This is a genomic window from Gottfriedia acidiceleris, assembly GCF_050457485.1.
GTDB classification, from domain to species: Bacteria; Bacillota; Bacilli; order Bacillales; family Bacillaceae_G; genus Gottfriedia; species Gottfriedia acidiceleris_D.
This window is the reverse complement of sequence record NZ_JBCMJM010000016.1, coordinates 166,138-181,635: the sequence shown is the minus strand read 5'-3', so window position 1 is coordinate 181,635 and position 15,498 is coordinate 166,138. Positions and strand designations below refer to the sequence as shown.

The window sequence follows — 15,498 nt, the reverse complement described above, 5'->3', positions numbered from 1 at the left end:
GGAAGTTTAAGTATGAATAAAACTAAACCAACTGAAGTAACAGTTGATGGTTTCTTTAGACGTCAATTAAATCGTTTTTCTACACCATTTGGAAATAAACCAGGAGAACTCCCTGTTGAAGCAGGTCGATATCGTCTCATTTGGTCAGCTGCATGTCCATGGGCCCATCGGTCTGTTATTGTACGAAAAGTTTTAGGCTTAGAAAATGCAATCAGTTTAGGAACCGTCAGTCCAATGCGTCCAAGATTGCCTCACGTGGATTGGGAATTTTCTTTGGATTCAGGAGGAGTTGATCCAATATTAGGCGTTCGTTATATGAGCGAAATCTATCATAAATCAGATAAAAACTATTCAGGACGTCCGACAGTTCCCGCAATTATCGATATTAGTTCTGGTAAGGTTGTCAATAATGACTATTTTAGGTTAACAAATTATTTCGAAACAGTTTGGAAGCCGTACCATAAAAAGAAGGCACCAGATTTATACCCAGTTTCCATCCGACAAGAAATTGATGCGCTAAACGAAATCATATTTACTGATGTAAACAATGGTGTATACAAATGTGGTTTTGCACAATCTCAGAATGCTTATGAAGTCGCTTATGAAACATTATTTAATAGATTAGATGAGCTAGAGCATCGCTTATCTAAACAACGTTTTTTATTTGGTGATAAAATTACTGATACTGATGTTAGGTTATATACAACACTCGTACGGTTCGATGCTGCTTACTTTACAGCATTTAATACGAATCGAAATTTAATACGTGAGTTTAAAAACTTATGGGGCTATGTACGAGATTTATATCAAACGCCAGGCTTTGGGGATACGACAGATTTTGATGCGATTAAGAGACATTACCATTTATCGATTACCATATCACCCGATAAAGAAGAACCAAAAGTCTTACCAAAAGGTCCAGAACTTACGATTTGGAATTCGAAGCACAATCGCGAAGATTTAAGTAGACAAAAAGAAAAGTTCCTCATTCATTAAGGCATAAGGAGATGTATTTAAATGGTAAAAATAGAAATTTGTAATGCTGAAAAAGAGATGTTTCAGTTAATTCGAGAACAAAGAATTAACGCTTATTATGAATACGTCAACTTGTTACCAGAAAAACATTGGAATGCTTTAAAGAGGTCCCTCTTATCGAATGTTGATGAACAAGAAGGGGTAGAATTAATTGTTGCCACGGTTTTAGGAAAAATTGTTGGTAGCGTCGCTTTATTCCCAGCCAAAATAAATGCCTATGGTGATTATATCGACGAACTTGATTATCCAGAGATCCGAATGCTTGCTGTAGAATCAGACTGTCGCGGTCAAGGAATTGCTTCTGCGCTAATTTCAGAATGTTTTAATCGCACGAAGGAAAAAGGATTCGATGCAATCGGATTACATACCGGTGAATTTATGAAAAATGCCATAAGTTTATATGAAAGAATTGGATTTAAACGTTTACCAAAGTTTGACTTTGAACCAGCAAATGATGGGATTATCGTCAGAGCTTATCAAATGAAAATTTAAATCTTATTTACTACTCTTTATTAAATTTAATCGGGCTGTCCGAAGTTTTTTCTAACTTCAAACAGCCCTTTTGGTTTAATTATTATATTCTTTTAGTACAATCTTTCGTATTAACTTAAATACATATCCTTTAATTTTAGACGATCTTTTGCAGTCAATCCAATAACTTTTTTGAAATAATTATCATATGATCCATAATTTTCTTTAATTTGATTCAATGAAGCTTGTAGCCATTCTTTTTTCACACCGAATATTGCAGCAACAACTTGTCTTTGTTCATCTGTTTTCAATAATGGTTCCATGGTAGCCAATTGTTTCTCAATATAAGCTTGGTTATTACTTAGCAAGTAATCATCAAGCACAGTGTTTTCGGGTACTCCTAGTGCTAATAAAACTAGGGCCGACCCAACTCCAGTTCGATCTTTGCCCGCTGTACAATGCTGTAAAACAGCTTCATTTTTTGAATTCAAAAGCAACTGAAATAACGTTCGATACGCTTCTACATCTGGATCCTCGACCATTTCTTTTTGCATCTGTTGGAAAGTTTTATCTAATCCTGCCATATCTAGATTAAAGATATCTAAACTAGTACTCCCAGATTTTATGACTGGATCATTGACATTATTTACACCAGGTATTAGTGGATCTGGACTTTTCGTGATTTCATCCTCACTACGATAATCAAGAATCGTTTTTAAACCTGTATTTTGTAAGTATGAAATATCGTGTTTAGTTAAACCTCCTAGTGCATCTGAACGGTACAGTTTTCCCCACTTAATTGTTCTGCCATCTACGGTTTCATATCCACCCATATCTCGGAAGTTAAAAGTTCCTTGCAATGTTATTTTCCTTTCTGCAACTGTTGTATGTTTACCATTTTCACCAATTAGATGGAAATATGGTCTAGTATTTGGGCTTGGATCATCAATTGTAATTGATGTACCTGAATTTACTTTAACAAGTAATTTACCGATTTTGTCTGGAGAAGTAGACCAAAAGATGCGAATTTTATCATTTTTAAGTGAACCGTCCCATGAAATATTCAATTTTCCTTCTTGAGTTCTCACTACTTTTGCATTTAGTAGTCCATGATTGTTAACATGTGCAGTCTCTTGTTGTTGTTGAAATTCCACTCCATTATTAACCTTTGCTTGAGCAAAAGCATTATTAGATAAAATTGATGACGCTAAAGCTAGTGTTAAACTGTAACCTACTAATTTTATTTTTTTCAACTTCTATCTCTCCGCTCTTTTAATCTAGTAATTTTTTGTAACTGTTTTCAAAAAGTTGCAGGCCTTCAACTTTTTTGAAAGTTCATTATAATTGGACAATGACTTTACAAAAACATTATATAAACGTTTTTTTAAGGCCTTGTAGAAGTGATGTAAATCTTCGGTAAAGAAATTTTAAAATCGACAAAATATTAAAAGATTACTGAGCAGATTAATTTTTCAATTAAAAATACATAATTAAAAGGGCTGATCGAAGTTTTCCAACTTCAAACAACCCTATTAAACTTTTCTATTTACTTAAATGATTATTTGCTATAAAAGGTTATCGCGATAAGAATCTCACCTATTTAATTTGTGTTATTTAATTAGAGATATCATCTTCACTTCAGAATACTATCTTATTATGATTCTTTTTAATATAAATTTGGAGTGTATTAATTGTCAAAAATAGATGAATCAAACATTCTAATTGAGCCTTGGAACGAAGCAGATCTTAATTTACTTCTGTCATCGAATACGAATATTATGATGAAATATCTTGGTGGTCTAGAAAGTTTAAATCAAATTATGAGTCGCCACAAGCATTATCTTGAAATAAGTCGAATAGGTACAGGACAAATGTTTGTAATCATTTTGCTTCCGTATAGAACAAAAATAGGAACTGTTGGCTACTGGGATCGCATATGGGATGGTAAACTTGTTTATGAAATTGGTTGGAGCATTTTACCTCAATTTCAACGAAAAGGTATAGCAACAATCGCAGTAAAAAAAGCTATTAAGAAGGCCCAAAAAGAATCGAAGCATAAATACATTCACGCTTTTCCTTCTACTAATAACATTCCATCTAATAAAATATGTGAAAAATTAAATTTCAAGTTTATTAAAAAATGTAATTTTGAATATCCAATAGGTAAATTTATGGTATGTAATAATTGGCGACTAAAGATAAAGAAGAAAAAATGAAGTTAAGTCTAAAAATGGCTTAACTTTTTTTAAAACTATTTCCCAATGGTAACTTGGTCTATAATTCTAGTATCCTCACAATTTTTTCAATAAAATAAGAAGATGATTTGTTTACAAAAAAAGCCGATTCCAATATATATATTGGCTCAGCTTTATGGATAGTTTATTCAAAATAAAATAATGAATCGTGAGAAGTATTTGTCTGATAGTAATTTACTAAATCCTCTACCGAGATTCCTCTAATTTCAGCAATATCATTAAAACTCATATCATAGTGATATGACAATTCATGTAAAGATAATGCTGGATTATTCGCTAATAATTCATAATCAGGTATATTGTCAAATTGTTGTGACATACTCTTCACTTCCTTTTACAGTTTCTTACTATCCTTTCCTAAAATTTACAAATTTAGTCATGATTCGTAAAAAGAATTGAAATGTACTTAAATATGATTAGTTAGGTGGTTCTATGATTCAAACTATTTTACACGCTTCTTTATTATCTTTTGGATTAATTCTTCCTTTAGGAGTACAAAACGTCTTTATTTTTCACCAAGGTGCAACTCAAAATTGATATAGGAGAATTGGAACAAATTCTCTTCTATATGACGGAATTCAAAAAATTGCTTTCTCGGTAACTTGTATTGCAGTTTCGTGGAACTGGTTTTTCTCACTCGCTATAGCAGGAAGAATGGCAGGAAAACTTGATCAATCTGGAAAATTTATGTTGGTTGTTAATAAAATATCGGCTATCATAATTTGGTGTATTGTTGTTTACTTAATTAAAGGCATAATAGAGTGATAAAAAAATGCAGGTTAAAGGAGTAGTCCTGAATCCTGCATTTTTATTTTTTCTATATAATTAGAAAAAGCGTAAAGAAGACAATGTTAGAAAAGCTTCTATTAACCTCAATAATTTCTCTTTTTCTTCATTGTTTAGCATTGAATTAGCTTTACTTATGAGGTTTATACCTTCTATCCAATCATTTTCATCTATTGGTACATATCCAGCTAATTGGTACAACTGAATAACAGGAACACCGAGTGGTTCTGCCAACTTTCGAATAATTTCTGTTGACGGAATACCTCTTTTGCCATTTTCAATTTGTGAAATATATGAATGGGATACATTTGCTTTTGTTGCAAGGCACTTTATTGATAGATTTTTTTGTAATCGTAACTGTCTAATAAATTCAGCAAACATTTTTGAACGATTCTCAATATTTTGCTCTTTATAGACCACATCAAATTTTAGACTACTATTCATTTCTATCTGTGAACTATTGAATACTTCTTCTGATAAATTTCGTAAAGGAGTTTTCAATCTTTCAGGTGCATTAATAATATAAGTACACCAAATTAAATCATCAGCATTTCCACCAGTAACTTTTGCAATCGCTCTAGTTAATTTTTCTTCAGGTGGAGTCAATTTCGCATTTTGTAATTTGCTTAAATAGCTCTTATCTTTTGAAAAGCCTAATTTATTTAATTCTTTGGCTATTTCAGTCAAACTTAAATTTGAATTTTTAATATATTGCTTTAATAATTTGTAGTACATGCTCACACCTTTTTCTTATTTTGCTCTATTTTTATTTTTATGTGTACTACATGGACTTTGACACTGTTACAAATTGGATTATTTTGGAAATTTTTTATAATCATGAGGAAGTACTTAGATTCCTAACCGTTCATAAGGTAAAAAGAACTAAACCCACTCTTTTCGTTGAGTGGGTTCCTTAAAATCTTATAAATTTTTAAATTTTTTTCGCTTCTTTCTCATTTACCTTAAATTATTTCCGATACTCTATTTTGGAGAATTTCAATTAGTTCTTTGTCCATAAACTGATAGTCATCAGCTATATCTAGATTGACAATCTTTTTTTCATTGAGTAAATCTCCGAATTTATCACGAATTCTTCTTAAATGTTTTTTCTCCATTACAAAAATAATATCTGCCCAACCAATATGTCCCTCTGTCACTTTAATTCTGGCACCAGTTTCAGTCCCTGCTGATCTTGCTTGATAACCATTATATAAGTGGAAAATTTTTTCTGCTGTAGGACTTCTCCATTGATTTTTACTACAAATAAATAATAATTTAATTGTTCTTCACACCTTACTATTAATTGTTTTTCACTAAATAAATATGAGCCAAATGATGTTCGCTATGCCATGCGTATAAAGCTAAGATGAAATCTATACTAATATTAATTTTAAGCTCAGGGTGATAACAAGTGCGATTAAACTCTTCCTCTGTTAGTGATTCAAGTAAAACTACGTAACGTTCGTGAATACCTTCGATTATTTTTAATGAACTATGAAAATCAAAATTCGAATCACTTAATGAAATCCATGCATTTTCATCATACGCTTTGATTGTAGGATTTTCTTCAGTTAAAGCTAGTTTAACTCTCATAAGGCTATTCATATGGCTATCAGCAACATGATGAATAACTTGTTTTGGTGTCCAACCACCATCACGATAAGGTGTGTTTAATTGTTCTTCTGTAAGTGATGTGATTGCTTCTTTAAATTTAAACGGAGCATTTTTTAGTATTTTAATAAATTCTTTACGTTGTTGATGAGTGTAATCTGAAGGCAAGGTAAATCTGCCAATCGGATATTTTAAATTTTCCATTTCAAATCCCCCATTTAATAGCTATTTATAAAAAAACAACAAAGCCTTACAAAAGACTTTGTTGTTAAATTACGAATTAAAGTGTATTAAATGTTTCAGTTAATACTGGAACGATTTGTTTTTTACGAGATACAACACCTTTTAATAAAGCAGTGTTGTTTTCTAACGTTACATTGTATGCTTTTTCTACCGCTTTAGTAGCAGTACCTTTTGCAACTGCGATTGAGTCATTTGTTAAAATATCAGTTACAACGAATAAGAATAAGTCTAATCCTTTATTAGCAACGATGCCTTCAAGTACATTTTCTAATTCAGCTTGACGAGAAAGTACGTCATTTGTATCAACTGCGTTTACTTGTGCGATTTCTACTTTATAGTTACCCATTTGGAATTCTTTAGCATCAAGTGAAACTAAAGACTCAATTGATTTATCTGCTAGATTTGCACCTGCTTTTAACATTTCAAGACCATATTCTTCTGCATTTACACCAGCGATTTCTGCAAGTTCTTTTGCAGCAGCAACATCTTGATCAGTACAAGTTGGAGATTTGAATAATAATGTATCAGAAATAATTGCTGAAAGCATTAGACCAGCAACTTCTTTCTTAATTTCGATATTATTTTCTTTATACAATTTGTTTAAAATTGTAGCAGTACATCCAACTGGCTCACAACGGTAGTATAAAGGATCGCTAGTTTCAAAATTAGCAATACGGTGATGATCGATAACTTCAAGTACACGAACTTGTTCGATATCATCAGCACTTTGTTGACGCTCATTATGGTCAACTAAAATTACATTATTTGTTTCAGCTGCAACTTTTTCTACTAAACGTGGTGCTTCAGATTTAAATGTATCAAGTGCAAATTGTGTTTCTGCACTTACGTCACCTAAACGAATTGCTTCAGCATTTTCACCTAAAGCCTTTTTTAATTCTGCATATGCAATTGCAGAGCAAATTGTATCTGTGTCTGGGTTTTTGTGACCAAAAACTAGTACTTTTTCCATCAAAAATTCTCCTAACTATATCTTGTTTTTCATTTGTTTATGTATTTTATTGCCAGGAATTGGCTCTAATATAAAACGCTTCAATAATAATACCATATCAAAATAAAAAAAAATAGCCAAAATGGCTATTCTTTACAGTTTGAGGACAAAGTCAAAAAAACATGTCAATAAGACTAATTGAAAACGCTTATGTTTCAGGTCGCTAAGCCTACTCATCCTATTGCAAACAAACGATAAGTCTTTTTAAACCATAGTCTAATTAATCTTCTCCATTTTTATATGACATTTTTTCCGTAATCGGTTCACTTTTTGGTAACCAATCAATTGGTATATCATCTGCAGAATTAAGATCTTCAAGTAATAATTCGTCAAAATTATTTTGATTCGACTCAATTGATTTGTTCTTTTTTGATTTGCTCATCTTTTATACCTCACTTAATCCTTAATGATTTGGCTTTAGTTTGTGTAAAAGACGGCCTGGTTAATACTTATTTTATGTTTTTTATGATAATTTCAGGAATGGATAGATTTTTACGAGGTTTTATATTTTCAATTATGATTTCAGCTATATCATCTGGATTCATCATTTTTGAAGTTTTATCCTCATCAAAAATACCGTCCCAAAAGTCTGTATTCATTCCACCCATATATGCTGCAAATACTGAAATTGGTGTTCCTGTTAATTCGACCACCAAACTTTCGGTAAAGCCTTTAACTCCGAACTTACTTGCGCAATAAACTGATTCTGTTGCTTTTCCAATAAGACCTGCAGTAGAAACAATATTGACGATTGTTCCACTATCTTGTTTTTTCATTTGTTTTAAAACTTCTTGTGAACAGAAAATAGTTCCCTTTAGGTTAATGTCAATCATCTTATGTACTGCTTCATCAGTTAATTCTTCTGCAAGATCAAAAATTCCAACTCCTGCATTATTAAATAATAAATCAACTTTTCCATATGTTTGAATGATTGTATCGAAGACTCTTTTTACATCTTCATGTTCTGAAACATCTACAGTATGTATTGAATAATTGTTAGGTAATTGTTTACCAATTTCTCTAAGTTTATTTTCAGTTCTTCCTAACAAACAAATGTGAGCTCCATTTTCAGAATACTTTTTAGCTAATGACGCTCCTAATCCACTTCCTGCGCCTGTAATGATAACAACTTGATTTCCCAATCTAAGACCAACTTTCTTTATAAAATATTTATCCGAATAATTTCATTATAGCTATTAAACCAAAACATGATACAATTGTAAAAGTGTTTGTTTAGGAGGTCGATAAATTGAATACTACTAAAACGGATAAAATATCACGCTTTTTTAAACTACTACTTCCGATTTTAATCACTCAAGTGACATTATTTTCGATGTCATTTTTTGATACAATCATGTCTGGGAATAGTAGTCCAGGGGATTTAGCAGGGGTTGCGATTGGTGTTAGTATTTGGACTCCAATTAGTACAGGGTTAACTGGCATTTTAGTCGCAATTACAACAATGGTTGCCAATTTAAATGGTGCAAAACAGGATGGAAAAATAACGCCTCTTGTTACGCAGGCACTTTATTTGGCTGGGATTATTGCAGTTGTCATTATTATTATTGGTATATTTTCAATTCATCCAATCTTAAATCATATGAATCTTGATCCGAAAGTTCATCGTGTTGCTCTTCATTTCTTATTCGCATTATCATTTGGCATTTTACCTTTATTTCTATATACAGTCATTCGTCAGTTTATTGATGGTTTAGGTAAAACAAGAACTACTATGATCATTACGGTTATTTCAGTACCAGTTAACGTAATTTTGAACTATTTCCTTATCTTCGGTAAAGCTGGTCTTCCACGTTTAGGTGGCGTAGGTTCTGGTGTAGCATCTGCAATAACGTATTGGATTATTTTTGGAATTGCTTTCTATATTATTAAAACTAAAAAGCCATTTAGCGGCTTTAATCTATTTAAAAAGCTTCCTCCAATTTCATTTGATACTTGGAAAAGTATTTTAAAATTAGGAGTTCCAATTGGACTTAGTATCTTTTTTGAAGTAAGTGTGTTCTCGGTCGTAACATTATTATTAAGTGAATTTGATACTGAAACGATTGCTGCACATACAGTGGCAATGAATTTTGCAAGTCTTCTCTATATGGTTCCTTTAAGTATTTCGATGGCATTAACTATTGCTGTCGGATATGAAGTTGGGGCGAAAGAGTTTCAAAATGCAAAAGAATATAGCAAAATTGGTTTAGTAATGGCAGTTTCAATTGCTTCATTTTTTGGGATCATCATTTATTTATTCCGATATGATGTAGCTGGATGGTATACAAATGACCCATCTGTCCAAATTTTGGCAGGCGGATTCTTAATTTTTGCAGTCATGTTCCAACTATTTGATGCAATTGCAGCGCCAATCCAAGGTGCATTAAGAGGTTATAAAGATGTGAATGCCACGTTGATTATGATGATTTTAGCTTATTGGGTAATAGCATTACCAGTTGGGTATGCACTTTCTAATACGAATCTTGGTGCAAAAGGATATTGGGTTGGATTAATCGTTGGTTTAGGAGTATCAGCACTAACATTATCTTTCCGATTAGTACAATTACAAATAAAAAAAATAAAGTTATCTGAAGCATAATGACAAGGATGGGAAGCACGATTGCTAAACCCATCCTTTTTTGCATCTTACTCATCTTGTATTGTTATATTTGGATGATCATCATCGAATTGGTCAAGTAATTCGCTAGGGATATGTTTTGGGATTACATCGGGTGGAAGTTCTCCATCCATACCTAAATAGTAATGTCGAATAGGCTTCAGCTCGTCATTTAATTCATAAACTAAAGGAATACTTGTTGGAATATTAAGCGAAGCAATTCCGTCTGCGGAGACTTGATCTAAATATTGTACGATTCCCCTCAACGTATTTCCATGTGCAGATATAATAACCTTTTTGCCTGTTTTCAAGGCTGGTGCAATTTCTTCGTCCCAATATTTTAAAACTCTTTTTTCTGTATCCTCCAGATTTTCAGTAAGTGGGAATTCACCTTTTAACAAGTTTTTATAACGAGGTTCATTTATTTCATATCTTGGATCATCTGGTTTTAGAGCAGGTGGTCTAACATTCATAGATCTTCGCCAAATATTAACCTGTTCTTCACCATATTTTTGAGCTGTTTCGGCTTTATTCAGCCCTTGAAGTGAACCGTAATGTCGTTCATTTAATCTCCATGTTTTATGTACTGGAATCCACATCATATCAATCTCATTTAATATAATCCATAATGTACGAATTGCTCTTTTTAGCACTGATGTATAGGCAACATCAAATGTAAATCCGTTTTTCCTTAAAATGATACCAGCTTCTCTTGCCTCAGAAAGCCCGCTCTTCGTTAAATCTACATCTGTCCAACCTGTGAACCGATTTTCAACATTCCATAAACTTTGCCCGTGTCTGATTAATACAAGTTTAATCATATTGCTCTCCTTTAAAATCAATTAAATATGATATAGTTTGCTGAAATGTTCATAATTTGATTCAAAATTGATTGGAAGAGCAAAATCTTATGTAATTAAAATTCTCAACAAAAAACTGACATACTCGTCTAGTTAACATTTCTTCCTTTTAACATTCAATGCATTTTCCGCTATTTGTTTATGCGATTTATTTTTATTGAGCTAAGTTCGATTGGAATATAGATCTTATTTTTAAGTACAATATTCCCCATTGAGTCATATAGATTTTCAATTAGTAAAACGAATAAATTATTCGTTGAACGTAATTCATGGTTTGAAGAAGGAAGGACTGATTCTGTAAATTTTATTTCGATTGTTGATGAATGGATTAATTTATAAATATCTTCTTCCAGAATTTTTAATACACCCAGATGGTCGCCTAGATTCATTTGATATAAGGAAGCTGTCTCACTTGGGAACATAGTATAAGCATGTGCGACAATTTTATTTTTAGCTTTGTACCATCTATTAAACCTAATCAACACTGCAGAATCTTGATTAAAAATCTTTTTAACATATTCATAATCATCCGAAAAACTAACTTCTAAATAAGCATCTACATCATCAATTGTTTCTGTGCAGCATTGATACACTGTATTATCTATTTTTTCTAATCCAACACTTCTTAAATTCAAATTTTGTTTAATAAAGTTACCTTGTCCATGGATTGTTTCAATATAACCGTCCTCTTTTAATAAACCCAATCCCTGTCTTAGCGTCATTCTGCTTACATTCATCATCTTAGAAAGTTCTGGTTCTGAAGGAAGCTTACTTCCAATCGGATAGACTCCCTCATTAATTAATTTAAATAATTTCTCATAAACCCCTACGTATAGAGGTAATTTTTTTTTATTTTCAACGGACATAACAACACTCCTTATCATTATTATATCGGGTTATGGATTATTCGCAAACTTGTCTGTTAAAAGTGGAAACGGCAAACCTAATCATTCATTTCTTTCAAATAAAGTTTCTAGAATTTTTTTAATATAAATTTTGAGTCTGTGTAAGTTGCTATTGATTTATCTATTTTGTTGAAATATAATTTAGTTGAAGAAAAATAGACAACTACTTATACAACTATACTTCGTAGTATTAATTTAACATTATTTTGATTGTGTTGTTTTGTTTTATTTTGTAAACGCAAACAAATTAGGAAAGAATGATAATGTTAAGATGAATTAACATGTGAAATGAGTAAGAATATAAGTTGTATAGATTAGTTAAATAAATTTTTAGAATAGAAATGGAGAGAAAATACTATGACAACGCCACATAATACAGCCAAATCAGGAGAAATTGCAAAAACAGTTTTAATGCCAGGAGATCCATTACGTGCAAAATATATTGCAGAAACATATCTAGAAAATATCGTGCAATTTAATACAGTACGTAATATGTTTGGCTATACAGGAACTTATAAAGGAAAACAAATATCTGTAATGGGATCTGGTATGGGGATGCCAAGTATTGGAATTTATTCATACGAATTATACAAATTTTATGATGTAGAAAATATTATCCGAGTTGGTAGTGCAGGAGCTTATACAGATGAACTTAATATTCACGATATTGTGCTTGTAGATAGTGCGTGGAGTCAATCTACATTTGCAAAAACTCAAGCAGGCGTAGAAAGTGACATTCAATATCCTTGCGAATCATTAACAAACAAAATTGAAGAAACTGCAAAACAAATCAATACTCCTATTGTTAAAGGAAGAATACATTCTAGTGATGTTTTTTATTATGAAAGTTCAGTTCCAAATTTTGTTAATTTTTATAATGAGCATAAGTGTATTTGTACAGAAATGGAAAGCTATGCACTTTTCCATAATGCGAAAGTCTTAGGAAAGAATGCAGCTTGTTTACTCACTATTTCAGATTCTTTAGTTACACATGAAGAGATTAGCGCTGAAGCAAGACAAACTTCATTTGATAAAATGATGAAACTTGCATTAGAAGCTTGCTTATAAAATTTAATTGATTTTAAATAGCGCCTCCCTTTTCACAAATTATTGAATATTAATGTACAATAAAAAGTCGATTTCCGTTTTTGCGAAAATCGACTTTTTTGTTCTAAGTATGCAATAATTGAATAAATATTTAGACCTAAATGTTTGACCCCTTTTTCACCATAAGCTAATCATTTACTTCATTATTTAATTGCTTTACTCACTTTTAATTTTTTTCCTTTGACCGTCGCGTTCTCCATGGCTTGTAAAACTAGTGACCCTTTTCCATTCAGAATATCAACATAGGACATCTGATCATGAATAGTTATTATGCCAATATCATCTACTGACACTCCAGGGATTTTTGCGATTGTTCCAACAAAATCAACTGCACGAATTTTTTTCTTTTTTCCGCCACTGAAATGAAGTTTCATAATATCTTGGTTAATTCGGGCAGTTTTATTATTTCTTACAACTCGCCTGCTGTTAAGTTTTTCTTCAAATATAGCTTTTCCATCAACCACCTCTTGTTGACTAGGTGCCTCTATTTTAGGTATTTCAAAGCCGATATAATTTTCAATTGCTTTAACAAACTTTCCTTCAAAACGTGTTGAAAACGTAATTGCTTTCCCTTTATTTCCGGCACGGCCTGTTCTTCCAGTACGGTGCACATAGCTCTCTTTTTCCATTGGAACGTCATAGTTAATGACTAAGGTTACATTATCAATATCAATACCTCTTGCAGCTACATCGGTTGCTACTAGATAGCGGAAGTTCCCTATTTTAAATCCTTCCATTACAGCAAACCTGTCTTCTTGTTCCAGTCCCCCGTGGAGTCTTTCACATGAATAATTAGCTTTTTCCAATTCACTATACACAGTATCTACATTTTCTTTCGTTCGGCAAAAAATTAGGCAGCTATCTGGATTTTCTACAACCGTGATGTCTTTAAGGAGTTGAATTTTTTCTTCCTCTTTCACTTCTATTAAAAAATGTTCAATAGTATCGGCGGTTACACCTGTTGATTCAATCTCAATTTGAATCGGATCTTTCATATATTCATGGCAGAGATTTTCAACATCATTAGGTAAGGTTGCAGAAAAAACCATCGTAACTCGATTTAAAGGGAGCTTGTTAATGATCGCTTCTACCTCATCGATAAAACCTCTATTAAGCATCTCATCAGCTTCATCTATGATAAGATATTTTATTTGATCTATATCCAGGGTCTCACGTTCAAGATGGTCCATAACCCTTCCAGGTGTACCAACTACAACATGTGTTTTTTGTTCCAATTCTACCTTTTGTTTCGTAAACGGTTCTTTACCATATACGGCCACAGCTTTTATGCGTTTAAATCTTCCAATATTCGTAATATCTTCACGGACTTGAGCCGCAAGCTCTCTAGTTGGAGTTAGAATTAAAGCCTGTGGTTTTTTTTCCTCCCATTCGATCATTTCGCAAACAGGAATACTATAAGAGGCCGTTTTGCCGCTTCCTGTTTGAGATTTTACGACTAAATCTTTATTTTCCATCGCCAACGGTATAACTTCACTCTGAACTTCAGTTGGAGTTTCGTATTTTAATACAGCAAGTGCTCTTTTAATTTCATCACTTAGATGATAGTCCGCATAACTTCTTTTAGTCATTTCTTAACCTCGTTTTTGTTTTTTTCGATATATGTATAGAATTCTCCCTAAGAAAAATCATATTCATTAATTCAATATGATTCATTATACTTGAAAAATGGAAGATAAAAAGGTTTTTATTTTCATTTTTAAAAGTAATTGATTATATAGGCAGGAAATTTAATGATTAAAGATACAAAAATAAAAAAAGAGTCACAAAAGTAACTCTTTTCGTTAAACTAATTTGTGTCAGCCTTAAGGGTTACCCCACATTCTACTGGATTTATTCGTTATCCAGAAAGCATCTTTCATCTATTGAGCTGACTGTGTTGAAACTTGCCATGTAACTCCAAATTTATCAGTTACTTGTCCGTATAAAGGACTCCAAAAAGTTTCGTGTAATGAAATGATTACTTTTCCACCATCTTGTAATTTACCGAATACTTCTTTGGTTGTTTCAACGTCATTTATTAAAATAGCTAAAGTAGTTTGGTCGCCAATTTGATAAGGTAGACCTGTAAATGTGTCAGAAATCATTAGATCTGTTGTTCCAACCTTGAGATGTGCATGTAAGATACGATTTTTTTCTTCATCAGATAGATTTGTATTTTCTTCCCCAGGCATGTCGCCAAATCTTTGAAGGACAAGGGTCTTTGTATTGAATGCATGTTCATAAAATGAAACAGCTTCCTCTCCATTTCCATTTAATATTAAATAAGGGTTGATACCTAAAATCATTTGAAACACCTCTTCTTCAAATTTTGATCTAATTACAACTTATCTCTATTTTAGCTAATACAAGTTGGCCAAGATTAAGCTCCCATATAATAATTTCTATTTCAAGTCATTCATTCCTTCATATAAAAAGAAGGTTATCTAATTCAAGTAAACGCATAAAAAACTAGATTTTTCAGAAAATTCATTTTATAATATTGAAAATGTCTTTATTTTAGTCTCTCTTATCATACTTAGCTAATAATTTAATTAATCAAACGGTTGTAAAAAGAGACAAATTAACTGCCTCTTTTTAA

Annotated in this window: 17 protein-coding genes and 1 pseudogene; 6 read left to right on the top strand and 12 right to left on the bottom strand. The window is 31.9% G+C overall.

Going from position 1 to position 15,498, the window contains the following annotated elements:
- Window positions 1–12: 12 nt before the first annotated feature.
- Together ABEY15_RS16490 and ABEY15_RS16485 are read left to right on the top strand one after the other, a co-directional pair.
- On the top strand, window positions 13–996 hold the full coding sequence (locus tag ABEY15_RS16490; protein ID WP_429891238.1) for a glutathione S-transferase family protein: 984 nt from the start codon (window positions 13–15) through the stop codon (window positions 994–996).
- Window positions 997–1,017: 21 nt separating this feature from the next.
- On the top strand, window positions 1,018–1,527 hold the full coding sequence (locus ABEY15_RS16485; protein ID WP_429891237.1) for a GNAT family N-acetyltransferase: 510 nt from the start codon (window positions 1,018–1,020) through the stop codon (window positions 1,525–1,527).
- 110 nt (window positions 1,528–1,637) lie between these two features.
- Here the strand turns inward: ABEY15_RS16485 and ABEY15_RS16480 are convergent, their stop codons facing one another.
- Window positions 1,638–2,759, bottom strand: coding sequence for a tyrosine-protein phosphatase (locus tag ABEY15_RS16480; RefSeq protein ID WP_429891236.1), 1,122 nt, complete (start codon window positions 2,757–2,759; stop codon window positions 1,638–1,640).
- A 438-nt stretch (window positions 2,760–3,197) separates the two neighbouring features.
- Between ABEY15_RS16480 and ABEY15_RS16475 the strand changes: the two genes are divergently transcribed.
- Window positions 3,198–3,722, top strand: a complete 525-nt coding sequence (locus ABEY15_RS16475; protein ID WP_429891235.1) for a GNAT family N-acetyltransferase — start codon at window positions 3,198–3,200, stop codon at window positions 3,720–3,722.
- A 163-nt stretch (window positions 3,723–3,885) separates the two neighbouring features.
- Here ABEY15_RS16475 and ABEY15_RS16470 read toward each other — a convergent pair whose 3' ends face one another.
- Window positions 3,886–4,080 (bottom strand): hypothetical protein, encoded by a 195-nt coding sequence (locus ABEY15_RS16470; RefSeq protein ID WP_248265860.1) that lies wholly within the window; start codon window positions 4,078–4,080, stop codon window positions 3,886–3,888.
- 113 nt (window positions 4,081–4,193) lie between these two features.
- On the opposite strand from ABEY15_RS16470, the pseudogene ABEY15_RS16465 reads away from it, so the two are divergent.
- A pseudogene (locus tag ABEY15_RS16465) lies at window positions 4,194–4,526 on the top strand (hypothetical protein).
- Between the two features lie 60 nt (window positions 4,527–4,586).
- Here ABEY15_RS16465 and ABEY15_RS16460 read toward each other — a convergent pair.
- From ABEY15_RS16460 to ABEY15_RS16435, 6 genes are all read right to left on the bottom strand, one after another.
- Window positions 4,587–5,282 carry a helix-turn-helix transcriptional regulator gene (locus ABEY15_RS16460; protein WP_429891234.1) on the bottom strand — a complete coding sequence of 232 codons (696 nt, stop codon included), beginning with the start codon at window positions 5,280–5,282 and terminating at the stop codon, window positions 4,587–4,589.
- Window positions 5,283–5,509: 227 nt separating this feature from the next.
- Window positions 5,510–5,704, bottom strand: coding sequence for a protein tyrosine phosphatase (locus ABEY15_RS16455; protein WP_429891233.1), 195 nt, complete (start codon window positions 5,702–5,704; stop codon window positions 5,510–5,512).
- Window positions 5,705–5,846: 142 nt separating this feature from the next.
- Window positions 5,847–6,362, bottom strand: a complete 516-nt coding sequence (locus ABEY15_RS16450; RefSeq protein WP_429891232.1) for a YfiT family bacillithiol transferase — start codon at window positions 6,360–6,362, stop codon at window positions 5,847–5,849.
- A gap of 76 nt (window positions 6,363–6,438) precedes the next feature.
- On the bottom strand, window positions 6,439–7,371 hold the full coding sequence (locus ABEY15_RS16445; RefSeq protein WP_429891231.1) for a manganese-dependent inorganic pyrophosphatase: 933 nt from the start codon (window positions 7,369–7,371) through the stop codon (window positions 6,439–6,441).
- Between the two features lie 259 nt (window positions 7,372–7,630).
- A complete protein-coding gene (locus ABEY15_RS16440; protein WP_429891230.1) occupies window positions 7,631–7,792 on the bottom strand; it encodes a hypothetical protein in 162 nt (53 codons plus the stop codon).
- A 67-nt stretch (window positions 7,793–7,859) separates the two neighbouring features.
- Window positions 7,860–8,552 carry an SDR family oxidoreductase gene (locus ABEY15_RS16435; RefSeq protein ID WP_429891229.1) on the bottom strand — a complete coding sequence of 231 codons (693 nt, stop codon included), beginning with the start codon at window positions 8,550–8,552 and terminating at the stop codon, window positions 7,860–7,862.
- Between the two features lie 107 nt (window positions 8,553–8,659).
- Between ABEY15_RS16435 and ABEY15_RS16430 the strand changes: the two genes are divergently transcribed.
- Window positions 8,660–10,009 (top strand): MATE family efflux transporter, encoded by a 1,350-nt coding sequence (locus tag ABEY15_RS16430; protein WP_429891228.1) that lies wholly within the window; start codon window positions 8,660–8,662, stop codon window positions 10,007–10,009.
- Window positions 10,010–10,056: 47 nt separating this feature from the next.
- On the opposite strand, the gene gpmA is transcribed toward ABEY15_RS16430, so the two are convergent.
- Window positions 10,057–10,848 (bottom strand): 2,3-diphosphoglycerate-dependent phosphoglycerate mutase, encoded by a 792-nt coding sequence (gpmA, locus tag ABEY15_RS16425; RefSeq protein ID WP_429891227.1) that lies wholly within the window; start codon window positions 10,846–10,848, stop codon window positions 10,057–10,059.
- 170 nt (window positions 10,849–11,018) lie between these two features.
- On the bottom strand, window positions 11,019–11,753 hold the full coding sequence (locus tag ABEY15_RS16420; protein WP_429891226.1) for a GntR family transcriptional regulator: 735 nt from the start codon (window positions 11,751–11,753) through the stop codon (window positions 11,019–11,021).
- 396 nt (window positions 11,754–12,149) lie between these two features.
- Here ABEY15_RS16420 and deoD point away from each other — a divergent pair, with 396 nt between their 5' ends.
- Window positions 12,150–12,860, top strand: coding sequence for a purine-nucleoside phosphorylase (gene deoD, locus ABEY15_RS16415; protein WP_429891225.1), 711 nt, complete (start codon window positions 12,150–12,152; stop codon window positions 12,858–12,860).
- A 182-nt stretch (window positions 12,861–13,042) separates the two neighbouring features.
- Here deoD and ABEY15_RS16410 read toward each other — a convergent pair whose 3' ends face one another.
- Complete coding sequence (locus ABEY15_RS16410; RefSeq protein ID WP_429891224.1) at window positions 13,043–14,488, bottom strand: DEAD/DEAH box helicase; 1,446 nt, start codon at window positions 14,486–14,488, stop codon at window positions 13,043–13,045.
- A gap of 291 nt (window positions 14,489–14,779) precedes the next feature.
- Entirely contained in the window at window positions 14,780–15,205 is a 426-nt protein-coding gene (locus tag ABEY15_RS16405) for a VOC family protein (RefSeq protein ID WP_429891223.1), read from the bottom strand.
- Window positions 15,206–15,498 lie beyond the last annotated feature (293 nt).

What these genes read in the sequence shown, in the direction of transcription:
- ABEY15_RS16490 (WP_429891238.1), top strand. Translation starts at nt 13, where the DNA reads ATGAATAAAACTAAACCAACTGAAGTAACAGTTGATGGTTTCTTTAGA.
- ABEY15_RS16485 (WP_429891237.1), top strand. Translation starts at nt 1,018, where the DNA reads ATGGTAAAAATAGAAATTTGTAATGCTGAAAAAGAGATGTTTCAGTTA.
- ABEY15_RS16470 (WP_248265860.1), bottom strand. Translation starts at nt 4,080, where the DNA reads ATGTCACAACAATTTGACAATATACCTGATTATGAATTATTAGCGAAT.
- ABEY15_RS16460 (WP_429891234.1), bottom strand. Translation starts at nt 5,282, where the DNA reads ATGTACTACAAATTATTAAAGCAATATATTAAAAATTCAAATTTAAGT.
- ABEY15_RS16450 (WP_429891232.1), bottom strand. Translation starts at nt 6,362, where the DNA reads ATGGAAAATTTAAAATATCCGATTGGCAGATTTACCTTGCCTTCAGAT.
- ABEY15_RS16445 (WP_429891231.1), bottom strand. Translation starts at nt 7,371, where the DNA reads ATGGAAAAAGTACTAGTTTTTGGTCACAAAAACCCAGACACAGATACA.
- ABEY15_RS16440 (WP_429891230.1), bottom strand. Translation starts at nt 7,792, where the DNA reads ATGAGCAAATCAAAAAAGAACAAATCAATTGAGTCGAATCAAAATAAT.
- gpmA (WP_429891227.1), bottom strand. Translation starts at nt 10,848, where the DNA reads ATGATTAAACTTGTATTAATCAGACACGGGCAAAGTTTATGGAATGTT.
- ABEY15_RS16420 (WP_429891226.1), bottom strand. Translation starts at nt 11,753, where the DNA reads ATGTCCGTTGAAAATAAAAAAAAATTACCTCTATACGTAGGGGTTTAT.
- deoD (WP_429891225.1), top strand. Translation starts at nt 12,150, where the DNA reads ATGACAACGCCACATAATACAGCCAAATCAGGAGAAATTGCAAAAACA.
- ABEY15_RS16410 (WP_429891224.1), bottom strand. Translation starts at nt 14,488, where the DNA reads ATGACTAAAAGAAGTTATGCGGACTATCATCTAAGTGATGAAATTAAA.
- ABEY15_RS16405 (WP_429891223.1), bottom strand. Translation starts at nt 15,205, where the DNA reads ATGATTTTAGGTATCAACCCTTATTTAATATTAAATGGAAATGGAGAG.